14 protein-coding genes are annotated in these 12,442 nt (G+C 42.3%); 4 read left to right on the forward strand and 10 right to left on the reverse strand.

Annotated features, from left to right (window positions below; translation table 11 throughout):
- Positions 1-20: 20 nt before the first annotated feature.
- Positions 21-437, reverse strand: a complete 417-nt coding sequence (locus tag INQ51_RS07080) for an OsmC family protein (protein WP_233377190.1) — start codon at positions 435-437, stop codon at positions 21-23.
- A 152-nt stretch (positions 438-589) separates the two neighbouring features.
- Between INQ51_RS07080 and INQ51_RS07085 the strand changes: the two genes are divergently transcribed.
- From INQ51_RS07085 to INQ51_RS07095, 3 genes are all read left to right on the forward strand, one after another.
- Complete coding sequence (locus tag INQ51_RS07085; RefSeq protein ID WP_233377192.1) at positions 590-1,291, forward strand: Crp/Fnr family transcriptional regulator; 702 nt, start codon at positions 590-592, stop codon at positions 1,289-1,291.
- A gap of 72 nt (positions 1,292-1,363) precedes the next feature.
- Positions 1,364-2,215, forward strand: coding sequence for a GNAT family N-acetyltransferase (locus INQ51_RS07090; RefSeq protein WP_233377194.1), 852 nt, complete (start codon positions 1,364-1,366; stop codon positions 2,213-2,215).
- Positions 2,212-2,562 (forward strand): hypothetical protein, encoded by a 351-nt coding sequence (locus INQ51_RS07095; RefSeq protein WP_233377196.1) that lies wholly within the window; start codon positions 2,212-2,214, stop codon positions 2,560-2,562. Before INQ51_RS07090 ends, INQ51_RS07095 begins: the two co-directional genes overlap by 4 nt.
- Here the strand turns inward: INQ51_RS07095 and INQ51_RS07100 are convergent, their stop codons facing one another.
- The 5 genes from INQ51_RS07100 to hemW form a co-directional block, all read right to left on the reverse strand.
- Complete coding sequence (locus INQ51_RS07100; RefSeq protein WP_233377198.1) at positions 2,563-3,753, reverse strand: murein hydrolase activator EnvC family protein; 1,191 nt, start codon at positions 3,751-3,753, stop codon at positions 2,563-2,565.
- A gap of 36 nt (positions 3,754-3,789) precedes the next feature.
- Entirely contained in the window at positions 3,790-4,668 is an 879-nt protein-coding gene (locus tag INQ51_RS07105; protein ID WP_233377200.1) for a DUF4292 domain-containing protein, read from the reverse strand.
- A 3-nt stretch (positions 4,669-4,671) separates the two neighbouring features.
- Entirely contained in the window at positions 4,672-6,435 is a 1,764-nt protein-coding gene (locus INQ51_RS07110) for a tetratricopeptide repeat protein (protein ID WP_233377202.1), read from the reverse strand.
- A gap of 1 nt (position 6,436) precedes the next feature.
- Positions 6,437-6,871, reverse strand: a complete 435-nt coding sequence (gene dut, locus INQ51_RS07115) for a dUTP diphosphatase (protein WP_119437574.1) — start codon at positions 6,869-6,871, stop codon at positions 6,437-6,439.
- Between the two features lie 107 nt (positions 6,872-6,978).
- Entirely contained in the window at positions 6,979-8,106 is a 1,128-nt protein-coding gene (gene hemW, locus INQ51_RS07120) for a radical SAM family heme chaperone HemW (RefSeq protein WP_233377204.1), read from the reverse strand.
- Here hemW and INQ51_RS07125 point away from each other — a divergent pair.
- Complete coding sequence (locus tag INQ51_RS07125; RefSeq protein WP_233377206.1) at positions 8,105-8,485, forward strand: VanZ family protein; 381 nt, start codon at positions 8,105-8,107, stop codon at positions 8,483-8,485. The genes hemW and INQ51_RS07125 overlap by 2 nt on opposite strands.
- On the opposite strand, the gene INQ51_RS07130 is transcribed toward INQ51_RS07125, so the two are convergent.
- The 4 genes from INQ51_RS07130 to INQ51_RS07145 all read right to left on the reverse strand — a co-directional run bounded on the left by INQ51_RS07130 (position 8,482) and on the right by INQ51_RS07145 (position 12,355).
- Positions 8,482-8,925 (reverse strand): RrF2 family transcriptional regulator, encoded by a 444-nt coding sequence (locus INQ51_RS07130; RefSeq protein ID WP_233377208.1) that lies wholly within the window; start codon positions 8,923-8,925, stop codon positions 8,482-8,484. The two genes, INQ51_RS07125 and INQ51_RS07130, sit on opposite strands and share 4 nt — an antisense overlap.
- A gap of 2 nt (positions 8,926-8,927) precedes the next feature.
- Positions 8,928-10,298 (reverse strand): lactate utilization protein B, encoded by a 1,371-nt coding sequence (locus INQ51_RS07135; RefSeq protein ID WP_233377210.1) that lies wholly within the window; start codon positions 10,296-10,298, stop codon positions 8,928-8,930.
- 3 nt (positions 10,299-10,301) lie between these two features.
- Positions 10,302-10,748 carry a ribose 5-phosphate isomerase B gene (rpiB, locus tag INQ51_RS07140; protein ID WP_233377211.1) on the reverse strand — a complete coding sequence of 149 codons (447 nt, stop codon included), beginning with the start codon at positions 10,746-10,748 and terminating at the stop codon, positions 10,302-10,304.
- Positions 10,749-10,870: 122 nt separating this feature from the next.
- Positions 10,871-12,355, reverse strand: coding sequence for a lipopolysaccharide biosynthesis protein (locus tag INQ51_RS07145; protein WP_233377213.1), 1,485 nt, complete (start codon positions 12,353-12,355; stop codon positions 10,871-10,873).
- Positions 12,356-12,442 lie beyond the last annotated feature (87 nt).

Genomic DNA, 12,442 nt, shown 5'->3' on the forward strand with positions numbered 1-12,442 from the left:
ATTTTGATCAAGCACTGTTCTTATTCCACAATTCTGATCTCACTTTCCACATCCATGGCTTTTTGGTAGGCAGCAGTTACTCCGCAATACTTTTCTTCGGATAATTTCACTGCTTTTTCCAGTTTTTCCAAGGGTAAATTTTTTCCTTTAAACTGGTAGATCACCTTCATTTTGTAATAACGTTTGGGGTGCTCTTCGGTAACATCAGCTTCCACAATTACATTGAAAGCTTCCACCTCCACTTTCATTTTTTTCAGAATCATAATTACATCCACCCCGGTACAACCAGCCAAAGCCGTGAGCATTAACTTCTTGGGACGTGGTCCCAGATCGCTGCCTCCCGCTTCTTCCGTAGCATCTACAATCACTTTGTGTCCATCCATATCACCTTCGAAAGCGAGTTTATCAGTCCACGCCATATCGACAACATGCTTCATAACATCCTAATTTTAAAATACTTTTATTTTACTTTGCAACAAATATACAACATACAACTATCTATATAAATAGTTTTTCGAATAAAGCAGATAATTGTATTTTTATCGTCATTAAGAGAGAGCTGAATTTAATTTTATTCTAAAAACCTAAAATGAGAAGTGCAGTTAAAAGGCCATCGGATGCTGAATCGGATTTGAGTGGATTTCAGTTATTTAAAAAACTGACTGAGGATGAGTTCAACCGTTTGAACTTTGAAAAAACTTGTTCGCTCTACAAAAAAGGAACCATCATTTACCGCGAAGGAAGCAGATTAACAGGGTTTTTCTGTGTTACGCGCGGCATCATCAAAGTGTACAAAACAGGTATTGATGGCAAGGAACAGATCATTCGCTTTGCCAAAAAAGGCGAGATCATTGCTTACCGTTCGTTACTGAGCCAGGAACTGGCCTGTACAACCGCCAAAGTGATTGATGAAGCGGCGCTTTGCCACATTCCGTATCAAACACTGTTGTACCTGATCCAAAGCAACTGGCAGTTTTCGCACCACATGCTGCAGATTGTTTGCCGCGAATTACGCGAAGCCAACGATTACATTACCGACATTGCTCAAAAGACAGTTCGCGAACGCCTGGCAGAAGTCTTGTTGTTGCTGAAAGAGAATTTTGACCTCGATCATCACAATACGCTTCAGATTTCGCTCACCCGCGAAGAACTGGCCAACATGGTTGGTACGGCCACTGAATCGGTTATCAGGCTGCTATCTGAATTCAAAAACGACAAACTCATCGAGTTACAGGGACGAAAGATCAAATTTCTCGACATCCCGTCGCTTACAAGAGTGGCTAATTTATAAAATCAGCATAAACAGAAACCGGCCACAAGCCGGTTTTTTATTACCCAAAAATCAACTTCAAACCAATCAATAATGGAATTCCGCACACTTGAAAACCTTGGTATTCATGAACTGACCGACCTCTTCAACCGCGCTTTCGAAGAGTATTTTGTAAAGGTAAATCTCACCCCCGAAATACTCGCCGGGAAAATCATGTCGGAAGATATTCTGCCCGATCATTCGATGGGAATTTTTGAAGAAGGTAAACCCGTTGGTTTTATGCTGCATGCCATCCGGCAAGTGAATAACGAAACCATTGCCTACAACGCAGCCACAGGTGTTTTAAAGGACTACAGAGGGCAAAAAGCCACTCCTAAAATGTACGAACAGCTGATTCCCCTACTCCGCAAAAAGAAGGTTACCAAAATAGAACTGGAGGTGATCAGTGAAAACACTCCTGCCATCAAATCGTACACTTCGGCCGGTTTTAAAAAGGTAACAAAACTCGAATGTTTTAAAGGAAAACCAGATGCAGTGGAGATAAACAATGCGGTGGAGATTCATGAAATGCCTGCTCCCGATTTTAGCATCCTGGATACTTTCAGAAGTTGGGAACCTACCTGGCAAAATACTTCGGAAACCATTCGCAAACTTGATAATGTTACCGTTTACGGCGCTTACCTGAACAATGAGTTGACGGCTTACCTGGCCGGAGACCTTCAGCGGGCCCGGATATTGCAATTTGCTGTGGCACCAAAATTAAGGCGTCAGAAAATAGGAAGCACTTTGTTTCGTTCTTTTTATGAGAAAGCCGGAAGTGAGATCAACACGAACAATGTGAACGATCCGAGTGGGGAAACTCAGCTTTTCCTGGAAAAAACCGGCCTGCAACACTTTCTTTCTCAATACAAAATGGAACTGCAATTAAACGCGCAACAGCTATGAAATTCTTTGGAATAAAAATGGACAAACGCACCTTCATCCGGTGGAAAATCTATATCGATCGTGCGCGGATGTATATCAATTACACCAGCTTTATAATGATCGTATTTATGTTTTTAAATGATTTAAAAGACGAAACCATTCGAAACTTTCTGGATGAAAACAAATGGGTCACTTACCCGGTAATGATGGTGGGATTTGTGGTTTTCTCTTTAATACTCGGCCGCTTTGACACCAAGCTGGGTTTGCGAAAAGAAGAAATGCGCAATGCCGCAGTTGAAAACCCGGTAACCATGGAAATGCTGGAAAATCTGAGGGAGATCAATGCAAAACTGAACGAAAAGAAATAACTACCGGACAATCCAGTCTTCGGGGTCCATTTTCTGGCTTTCGTGCCAAATCTGAAATTTAAGGATGGTTTTGTTGTCATCGTCAAAATCGGTGAAAACCGTTCCAATCACTTGCTTGGTGCTCACTTTATCGCCTTTTTTAACCACTACCTCGCGCAGGTTGGAGTAAACCGAAAGATAACTCCCATGCCGGATAATAACGGCCGTATTTCCGCCCGAAATGCCAAAAACACGGGTTACTTCGCCACTGAATATGGCACGTACTTTTGAACCCGCTTCGGTAGCAATATTCACCCCGTTGTTTCGCACCTGCACGTTGGTAAGTACCGGGTGCTGGTGAACCCCAAAATGCTCCACAATGATTCCCCGTTCCACCGGCCAGGGCAGGCGCTTCTTGTTTTGTTCGAAATTGCTGCCGATCAGCTTTTGTTCGGGAGTAAGTGCAAAACCCGAGCCTCCGCTTTCTTTGCTTTTGCGGGCTTCTTCTTCAATAATCCGCTGAATTTCGCGTTCGAGTTGCTGTTCTATTTTTCGCTGTTGCTGAAGCCGTTTTTCGAGGTTTCTTTTCTGGTCTTTCAACTCCTTTAGTTCCTGGTTTTGCTGGCCCTGTTCTTTTGAAAGTTGCTGCCTTTCCTCCCTGGTTTGCCCCACCAGCTGTTGTTTTACTGCCTTTTGTTCTTCCAGCTTTTTAATGCTTCCGTTCAATACTTCCTGAACCGACCCGATCATTTCAACCTGGTTTTTCCGGTAATCAGAATACCGGCGCGTGTACAAAAGCCGGCGGTAGGCCTGGTTAAAGTTTTCGGCCGACAACATAAACAAAAGAACATCTCCGCTGTGTCGGTTTTTGTAAGCCAGCCGGATCATTTCCGCATATTCTTCCTTTAAATTTTTGAGATCGTCCTCCAGCATATCCACTGCCAAAACGTTGTTCGAAATAAACTCGTCGTACAAGCGTATTTCGCCGTTAATAGCGTCAATAAGAGAGTTTCGCTGGCGTATTTTACTGTTTAGCAGGTTTAGTTTGGTAAGCGATGATTTTTCGTTTTTTTGGGCTTCCTGAAGCAAACGGGAAGTGTATTCAATCTCCCTGGCTGCATCTTCTTTTTGCTTTTGCAGTTCGGAAATCGATTGTGTGAAACCTACCAGAGGAATCAGAAAAACAATCCATGTGAATACGAAATACTTCATCCCAAAATCGTTTTCACGAATGTAAATGAAACAAGCTTAATTTACACGGATTTCCTCGTATTTTTCCGGTATTTTGATGCTAAACGAAGTGATTTCTTCGGTTGAAAAACCGCTCATTTTCAGCGACACCGAAACTTTATCCACTTCCGATTGAAAACTCATATCGATAGCTCCCGGATACTCTTTCCCATTTACCTCCGTAAATTCATCAAACGTCATAAACACGTTACGATTGTTGGTTTTGTCAAATATTTCGAGTTTTTTGAGGGAATAATGCACCGGATCAAAAAACATCCGTTGCAGGATAAGCGCTTCCACATCAAGGCGTTTCAGGCGGCGGTCGATCTTCTGCGGCCTTTTGTTTTCCATCTTAAAGATCTTCCTGTTTTTCTCCGACTGAAGAACATACATCCCTGATTCAATAAAGGAATCAAAGGTTTTGTAATCGTCACGCGGGTCGTCGCGATAGGAAAAAACATTGTTGAAAATGATGTTTTGAATGGTGGCAAAGTTGATGTCCATATTCAAAAAATCGCTGATAAATGAATAATCGTCCACAAAATAATTGTGATCGATGTAATTCACATATTTAACGCTGTCGGGAGTAAGCAGCACCCTACCCACCGGAATATTGAGCTTACTGATCGCTACCAGAATCTGCTCATCTTTCTTCGACCTCAGGTTAATTCGAAACGATGATTTATTCTCGGAACTGGAAAACTGGCAGCTGATTCGTTTAATCGTCAGGTACTCGTAATCAAACGCATTCTCTTCAATGTTTTTCAACAAACGATTGGTGCCCATTGGTTTAATGGCCGTTCTAACCACTTCACGCGGGGCCTTACAGGCACTTGCTCCAATCAAAAACAGAAAAAAAACAATAAGTGGAAATTTAAACAAGGAACGTTTTCCCATTTTCTATTCTTCAATATATTTTTGTTCCTTTATTTTACGCAGCAGAACCTCCGAATCTCCTCCGAAATTCTTTGCTTTTTCCCAATAGGCTTTGGCTTCATCCAGCTTTTTAAGCATAAACAGAATGTCGCCGTAATGTTCGAGCAGGGTTGGGTTATCCTCTCCCCCGTTTTTCAGGGCCGACTCCATGTAAAACTTAGCCAGCGTATATTCTCCTTTTTTGAACAAAACCCAGGCATGTGTATCCAGGTAAGTTGAATTATCGGGGAAGCGTTCCACTACTTTTCCACTCATCCGTTCGGCTTTATCCAGCTCTTTCCCTTCAACCGACAGGTAGTAAGCATAGTTGTTCAAAATCAGGTAATTTTCAGGATCCTGTTCCAATGCCTTGTCAAACAATTTATAAGCTTCCTCTTTTTTGTTTTGCTTGTAAATGGCTTCTCCTTTTAGCATCAGGAAGTTGGATTTCAGTTGCGGGTTCTGAATTACAAAATCCATCCCTTCGTCGGCAACTGTAACTGTTTCTTCAAACTTTTCGAGCTGAACACAGGCAATGGCATGGAAAAAGTAGCCTTGTGGCTGGTTGGGAAACAACTCCATAATTTCCTTTGTGTGTGTATACAAGCTATTCCAGTCCTGCAGATCGTTGTCGATCAGCATCACCCGTTCCCAAATCATGTAATCGTTTTTCTCGATCTCCAGCGATTTCAGCAATTCGGTTCTTGCTTCTGCCAGCTTTTGTTTTTTTAGCAGGCTTTCGGCATAAATTGTATGAACCAGCGCATCGTCCGGGTGTTTTTCCAGCAAAATAGCGATCAGTTCGTTTTCCTGCTCCTCCGTAAGTTTTGGCTGCGTATTGTTATTGGTCAGCATCATGTACAGTTGAAGCTTGGTCTGAACTTCCACCGATCCGCTTTCAAAGCCCTTTTTGGTTTCTTCAAACGATTTTTCCGTATCTCCGTTTTCGAGGTAATAATTGGCCAGGGAAAAATGCACAAAACCATTTTCGGGATCCAGTTCCTGAATTTTCTGGTAGTATTTCAAGGCATTTTCATCGTCGCCCTGACTGTGGTATAAATCGGCCAGTAAACCGTAATACTTGGCTTCTCCAGGGTTATTGTCAATCAGTTTCTGAATCTCTTCAAAAGCTTTATCTATTTTTCCCTGCGAAACATACACCTGCTGTTTGGCTACCGAAATCTGTTCGTTTATCCCGGTTTCCTTTTCCATTTTGTTGTAGGCAGCAATAGCCTCGTCGTAGCGCTCTGCACTGGCGAGCAACGCTGCATTCATGTAAATGTATTCCAGATTTTCCGGTTCTTTTTTTATCAGTTCTGCATACAAATCGGCCGCTTCTGAAAACTTGCGGGTTTGCTGGTAAATTTGAGCCAGCAATACTTTGTACCATTTATTGTCAGGATTCAGCGAAATGGCTTTCTCCAGCAACAAAGAAGCACTGGTAAAATCGTTGTTTACCGCGTGGATGTTTGCCAGCTCGAACATGGCTGCCGACGAGTTTGGATCAATCTCCAAACAGCTTGACAGCAACTGAATGGCCTTTTGCGGATTGCCAAACATCTTCTGTTTTAAGGCTTCTACAAAAAGGTATTCAAATTGTTTTTGCTGTTCTTCGGCCAGCTCATCAACGGGTTTATCTACAGCAGCTTTGACGACTTCCTGTTCGGTGACTTTTTTAGGTCCTGAACAGGAAATAAATGACGCCAACAAAAATGCAGCTCCTAATCCTTGTACTATTCTTTTCTTCATGTTAATTTTTCCCGGTGTGACCAAAGCCACCCGCTCCTCTTTCTGTTTCCTCCAGCACTTCTACCAAATCCCATTCCACAGTTTCGTGGCTCGAAATTACCATCTGACAGATTCGTTCACCGTTCTCTATAACAAAATCTTCCTGCGACAAGTTGATCAAAATGACGCCTATTTCACCCCGGTAATCCGCATCGATTGTTCCGGGCGTATTCAAAACCGTTATTCCCTTTTTAAGGGCCAGTCCGCTTCGGGGACGTACCTGTGCTTCGTAACCTTCGGGTAGTTCGATAAACAGGCCCGTTGGAACCAAAGCTCTTTGTAAGGGTTTTAAAGTTACCGGCTGATCGAGATTCGCGCGTAAATCCATTCCGGCAGAAAGTTTTGTACTGTAAGCCGGCAGCTCATTCCTCGATTTATTGACAATTTTTACTTGCATGCAATCTGATTTTCAAAGAACCGCAAAGATAGATAAATAATGCCACCCACCTTTGCTTTTATCAATATTTTTCAGACAGAATGCGAATTCAACTTATTGGTTGACAATCAAATAATCATCAGGTCGGTCATTATCTCGTCCGAAACAAACAGACCTTTCCGGGGTAAAGTGACCCGGTCGTTTTCCAGGTTTACCAACCCGGCGTCAACATATTTTTTTAACTGCGTTAGAAAATAGCTTTTCATTTCTTCTCCAAAAAGCTCATTAATAGCCGTTAACGAAACTCCCCATTTGGTTCGGATGCGGGTCAAAATGTATTCGTTGTAGCGGTCATTTTCACTTAGTATTTCTTCCTCGGAAAAGGCTAATCCGTTGTCGATGGCCTTGATATACGATTCGACATGTGAAGTGTTCCACCGGCGCGATTGCTGGTCAAAAGAATGTGCTGAAGGCCCTAAACCCAGGTATTTTTTCCCTTGCCAGTACGAAGTATTGTGCTGAGAATACAATTCGTTACGCGCAAAATTTGAGATTTCGTACTGCTCAAAACCCGCCGAAGCTGCTTTGTCTATCAAAATTTCAAACTGCTTTACACTTTCGGTTTCGCTTAATTCCCGGAGTGTGCCCTTTTTTAACCAGGTGTAAAACGCTGTGCCTTCGTGATAGGTTAAATGATACGCTGAAAGATGCTGTACGGGCAATTCAAAAACCTGGCTTAGACTGTCTTTCCACTCGCTTTCGGTTAAACCGGGTAGCCCGTAAATAAGATCGACACTGATATTGTTAAAACCAATTTTTGCAGCATTATGAATGGCTTCGATGGCTTGGCTGGCATCGTGCCGGCGGTTCATTTTTTGAAGATGCTGGTTTTGCAATGCCTGAATCCCCACGCTCAGTCGGTTAACTCCTCCCTGTTTTATTGCTTTCAGATATGCAGGAGTTAAATCATCGGGGTTAGCCTCGAAGGTGATTTCTGTATTTTCCTTTACTTCAAATAGCTCATTTAAATGCTCCAGTATATCCGCCAACTCGCCGGCTTCAAGCACCGACGGGGTTCCTCCTCCAAAATAAATGGTTTCGACCGCCTCGTTTCCAAGGTAGTTTTTACGTACCTTTGCCTCCGCTTTCAGGCTTTGTAAAAACTTAGGTTTTAAGGTGGTATTAACGGTTTTGTAAAAATCGCAATAATAGCACTTCTGCCTGCAAAAAGGAATATGAATATAAATTCCCGCCATGTTGAAATTTAACGATTACTGGAGACTTACGATTTGGTTATTACTTACGTGTTTTTTACTTTTTATTCCGGCGAGCCAACTGCCCGCAGAACCCTTTTTAAGGATTCCTCATTTGGATAAAATCGTCCATTTTTTTCTGTTTTTTATCCTGTGCCTGCTGCTTTTCAGACCGGTAAAAAAACTTACGCCCAACTACTATTTCTGGGCACCACTGGTAGCCATATGTTTGGCTGTAATGCTGGAATCGGTTCAACATAAAATATCCGTTACCCGACAATCCGATGTACTTGACCTTTGGGCCAATGTAGCCGGATTACTAAGTGCTACCATTCTTTTTCGCCTGTTTGCTTCAGGTAAAAAACTGGAAAAATATCTCTAAAGTTTTACCAGGTCTTCGTATTTATCGATGTCCTCGCCAATCTTCTCAAGCGTTGTTTCGGTGTAAAATCCACGGATTTGATTTCTGAGAACTTCATACTGGGCGTGTACCGGACACAGCGGTTTTGACGGATCGTGTGTTTTACACGGTTCCAGCCTGATCAGGCAGTTGGTGAAAAACTCTTCGCCATCAACCTTGGTTACAATTTCCCACAACGAAATTTCAGAAGCATTTCTGGCCAGCGAAAATCCGCCATTGGGTCCTTTGGTGGAAACCAGCAGTTTTTGCTTTACCAGGTTTTGAAGAATTTTCCCCAAAAAGGGTGATGACAATTCAAGATCTTCCGAAATTTTCTTGATACCGATTCGTTTGTCTTCGGTAGAAAATTTTCCCAGATAAATGAGGGCTCTAAGAGCATATTTACACGTATTCGATAACATAATTAAGACGTTTTATGTGATTTCCATTGTTTACTAAACGAAGTTTTGGCTACCGGTGGAAACTGTTTTCGGTCGCCCAATATCGTAGGTTGCATTTTCAACAGGCCGTTTTTTACCGAGCCGTTGACCATATCCAGGTTTTTTCTCTTTTTAAAGGCCCATTCGTAGGCTTTCATTCCCATATTCCAGCCCAAAGAAGTGTGCTTTGTTTCAACACTTGTTTTGCGGTTGAGCAAAAGCAAATCGTGTAAAGGAATTTTAACCGGGCACACCTGTGTACAAGCCCCGCAAATGGTGCAGGCAAAACTCAGGTGATCAAACTTAAAACCCTTCATAACCGGTGTAATCACCGAGCCAATTGGTCCGCTGTAAGTAGTATTGTACGTATAACCACCTACATTTTTGTAGATCGGACAGGCATTTAAACAAGCTCCGCAGCGCAGGCATTTCAAGGCTTTGTAGCGCTCTTTTTCTTCCGCTATTTTGCTTCGGTTGTTATCGAGCAACACTACTACCATTTTTTCCGGTCCGTTGGCTTCGTTGACTCTTCTGGGCCCGGTAAACAACGAATTGTATACCGTTAACTGCTGCCCTGTTCCAAGGGTTGCCAACAGTGGGAAAAACAAAGCCAGATCGTTAACCGAAGGAATTATTTTTTCGATGCCGGTGATGACAATGTGCACCTTTGGAAAGGAAACCGACATCATTCCGTTCCCCTCGTTTTCGGTCAGAGCCACTCCCCCGATATCGGCTACTAAAAAATTGGATCCGGTCACTCCGACTTCGGCACTGGTAAATTTTTTACGCAAAACCCCGCGAACAAATTTGGTGAGTTCTTCAGGTGTCGAATTTTCGGGTGTATCAAATTTTTGATTGAAAAGCGTCGCCACATCTTCTTTCGATTTGTGCATGGCAGGCGTTAAAATATGGTAAGGCTTCTCGCCGGCTACCTGCACAATAAATTCCCCTAAATCGGTTTCAACCGGCTCGTAACCTGCCTGTTCCAGGTGTTCATTCAGTTCAATCTCTTCCGAGATCATCGACTTACTTTTCACCAGAACTTTTGCATTTACGGCCTCCAGAACTTTCTTAATCTCCTCCACTGCTTCTTTTCCATCGCGTGCCCAAACCACTTCAATCCCGTTTTTTTGGGCATTCTTTTCAAACTCCGTGAGATGTGCAGCAAGATTTGAAACTACTTTTTCTTTGAAATAAGAAGCACGTTGTTTCGCCAATTCAAGGTTGGTATAACGAAGCTTGCCTTTGGCCACTGCTTCATCATACTTCGAAATGTTGAAATTTAAGGTTCGTCGATGCTGTTTGTTAAAAGCTATTTTAGAATCCTGAAGAAATATGTTTTTCAGTTCCGTCATTCACTAACAAATAGGAATCTGGTCTACCCTGCGGGCGTGTCTTCCTCCTTCGAAATCAGTACTTAAAAAGGCTTTTACAATGGCAATTGCTTCTTCGTCGCCAACAAAGCGGCCCGGAATGGCACAAATGTTTGCATTGTTGTGCTGACGCGCTAATACAGCGATTTCCGGATTCCAGCAAATAGCCGAACGAACGCCCTGGTGCTTGTTAGCTGCAATACTGATTCCCTGCCCTGTTCCGCAAAAAGTAATACCCGTTTCGTACTCTCCTTTTTCAATGGCTTCACCGATTAAATGCGCGTAAACCGGATAGTCCACACTTTCTTCTGAGTAAGACCCAAAATCTTTAAACGGAATGTTGTTCTCCTGCAGGAATTTTATGATCACCTGTTTTTTCAGAAAGCCTGCGTGATCGCTGGCCAAAGCAATAATTTTACCTTCAATATTCATAATCCCACAAAATTAATACTTTTTCATATTTATCTCATTCATTCCTTATATTTATGAAACGAGATAAAATAAGCTTTATTACAACTATTAGTAATTGATATATAGAAACTTAAATACTGTATTTACTTTTTATTTCCTGCTTTAAACAATTTTAGCAGGTCATTTTTTTCGTGTTTAAAAACAGTTCCCAGAAAAAGAAGCATGAAAACGGTATTCACACCGTATTTCAGTAGTGAAGGTAAACTTTCAGTAAAATAGGAAGCGGCAAAAAATACCGCGGCGAAAATAGCATAAGTTCCAATCCGCTTTAAATCATAAGGAACCGGGTAATGTTTTTGCCCCAACACAAACGATATAATCATCATGGCCAGAAAACAGACAAAAACAGCGATAGCCGAGCCCATATAACCCATAACCGGTATCAATAAAAAATTTAAAATCAGGGTAATAGACGATCCAACGAGAGCCATATAAGCGCCGTAACGGGTTTTGTCGGTAAGTTTGTACCACAGCGAAAGCGTAAAATAAATGCCAAAAAAGAGGTTGGCCAGCAAAACCAGCGGAACCACTTTCAATCCTTCGTGGTATTTAGGATCGATGATTAGCTTTACAATGTCGAGGTAAAGCATCATTCCGAGGAAAATGATCAGCCCGAAAATCACGAAATACTTCATTACCACGGCATATATCCGGGGATCGTCTTTTGAGCCGCCACGTGCAAAAAAGAAAGGTTCAAACGCATAGCGAAATGCCTGAATGAACATATTCATCAGTACGGCCAGTTTGTAGTTGGCTCCGTAAATTCCCAGCTGAAACATCGGATCCTGGTTCTGCGGCAATAAAAAGGGCAACAGTACTTTATCTATGTTTTGATTGATCATCCCGGTTAATCCCACGATCAGAATCGGAAAGCCGTAATTCAGCATTTGTTTCAGCAGCTTTTTATCAAAACGAAAAGAGATACGGAAAATCTCGGGAAGCAGTAAAACCAATACTATTACTGAAGCCAGCAGGTTGGAAATAAAAACATAGCCAACGCCAATTTCTTTGGAATACACCAGGTTAACAATGGAGTCGGGGTTGTTTTCCACCAGCTTCGGGCAAAGCGAAATAAAGAACAGGTTAAAACCGATGTTAAAACCGATGAAAATAAACTTCAACATCGCGAATTTTATCGGCCGGTTGTTCAGCCTTAGCCGTGCAAAAGGAATGGCAGTAAATGCGTCTATTCCCAGGATGATGGCAAACCAAAGTATGTATTCCGGATGATCGGGATAGCGAATCCAGGCAGCAATTTCGTGCCGGAAAGCCGAGGCCAGCAGCACAAAAGAAAGCGTGGTAAACAGCAACGAAATCAACGATGTGGAATAAACTTCTTCGGGCTTGTCGCTTCGCGATGCATACCTGAAATACGAAGTTTCCATCCCGTACGTGAGCAATACCAGGAAAAAAGCCACGTAGGCATACATGTTGGTAACCACCCCGTATTGTTCGGGCAAAAACATAAAAGAGTAGTAGGGGACAAGCCACCAGTTCAGGAAACGCCCTACTATGCTGCTAACGCCATAAATAGCTGTATCGCCGGCTAATTTTTTGAAAGGATTCAATCGAGTATTATTTTTGAGCAAAGATAAAATACATTTAACAGCAAACATTTAATAGTTTTATCTTTGAACTTTTAATTATTCAAAAGC

Source organism: Maribellus sp. CM-23 (genome assembly GCF_021354595.1).
Classification (GTDB): domain Bacteria; phylum Bacteroidota; class Bacteroidia; order Bacteroidales; family Prolixibacteraceae; genus Draconibacterium.

Coding starts and splice junctions, on each gene's coding strand:
- INQ51_RS07110 (WP_233377202.1), bottom strand. CDS start 6,435: ATGAAGAAAAGAATAGTACAAGGATTAGGAGCTGCATTTTTGTTGGCG.
- hemW (WP_233377204.1), bottom strand. CDS start 8,106: ATGGCGGGAATTTATATTCATATTCCTTTTTGCAGGCAGAAGTGCTAT.
- INQ51_RS07095 (WP_233377196.1), top strand. CDS start 2,212: ATGAAATTCTTTGGAATAAAAATGGACAAACGCACCTTCATCCGGTGG.
- INQ51_RS07135 (WP_233377210.1), bottom strand. CDS start 10,298: ATGACGGAACTGAAAAACATATTTCTTCAGGATTCTAAAATAGCTTTT.
- INQ51_RS07105 (WP_233377200.1), bottom strand. CDS start 4,668: ATGGGAAAACGTTCCTTGTTTAAATTTCCACTTATTGTTTTTTTTCTG.
- INQ51_RS07090 (WP_233377194.1), top strand. CDS start 1,364: ATGGAATTCCGCACACTTGAAAACCTTGGTATTCATGAACTGACCGAC.
- INQ51_RS07130 (WP_233377208.1), bottom strand. CDS start 8,925: ATGTTATCGAATACGTGTAAATATGCTCTTAGAGCCCTCATTTATCTG.
- dut (WP_119437574.1), bottom strand. CDS start 6,871: ATGCAAGTAAAAATTGTCAATAAATCGAGGAATGAGCTGCCGGCTTAC.
- INQ51_RS07085 (WP_233377192.1), top strand. CDS start 590: ATGAGAAGTGCAGTTAAAAGGCCATCGGATGCTGAATCGGATTTGAGT.
- INQ51_RS07080 (WP_233377190.1), bottom strand. CDS start 437: ATGAAGCATGTTGTCGATATGGCGTGGACTGATAAACTCGCTTTCGAA.
- INQ51_RS07100 (WP_233377198.1), bottom strand. CDS start 3,753: ATGAAGTATTTCGTATTCACATGGATTGTTTTTCTGATTCCTCTGGTA.
- INQ51_RS07125 (WP_233377206.1), top strand. CDS start 8,105: ATGTTGAAATTTAACGATTACTGGAGACTTACGATTTGGTTATTACTT.
- rpiB (WP_233377211.1), bottom strand. CDS start 10,748: ATGAATATTGAAGGTAAAATTATTGCTTTGGCCAGCGATCACGCAGGC.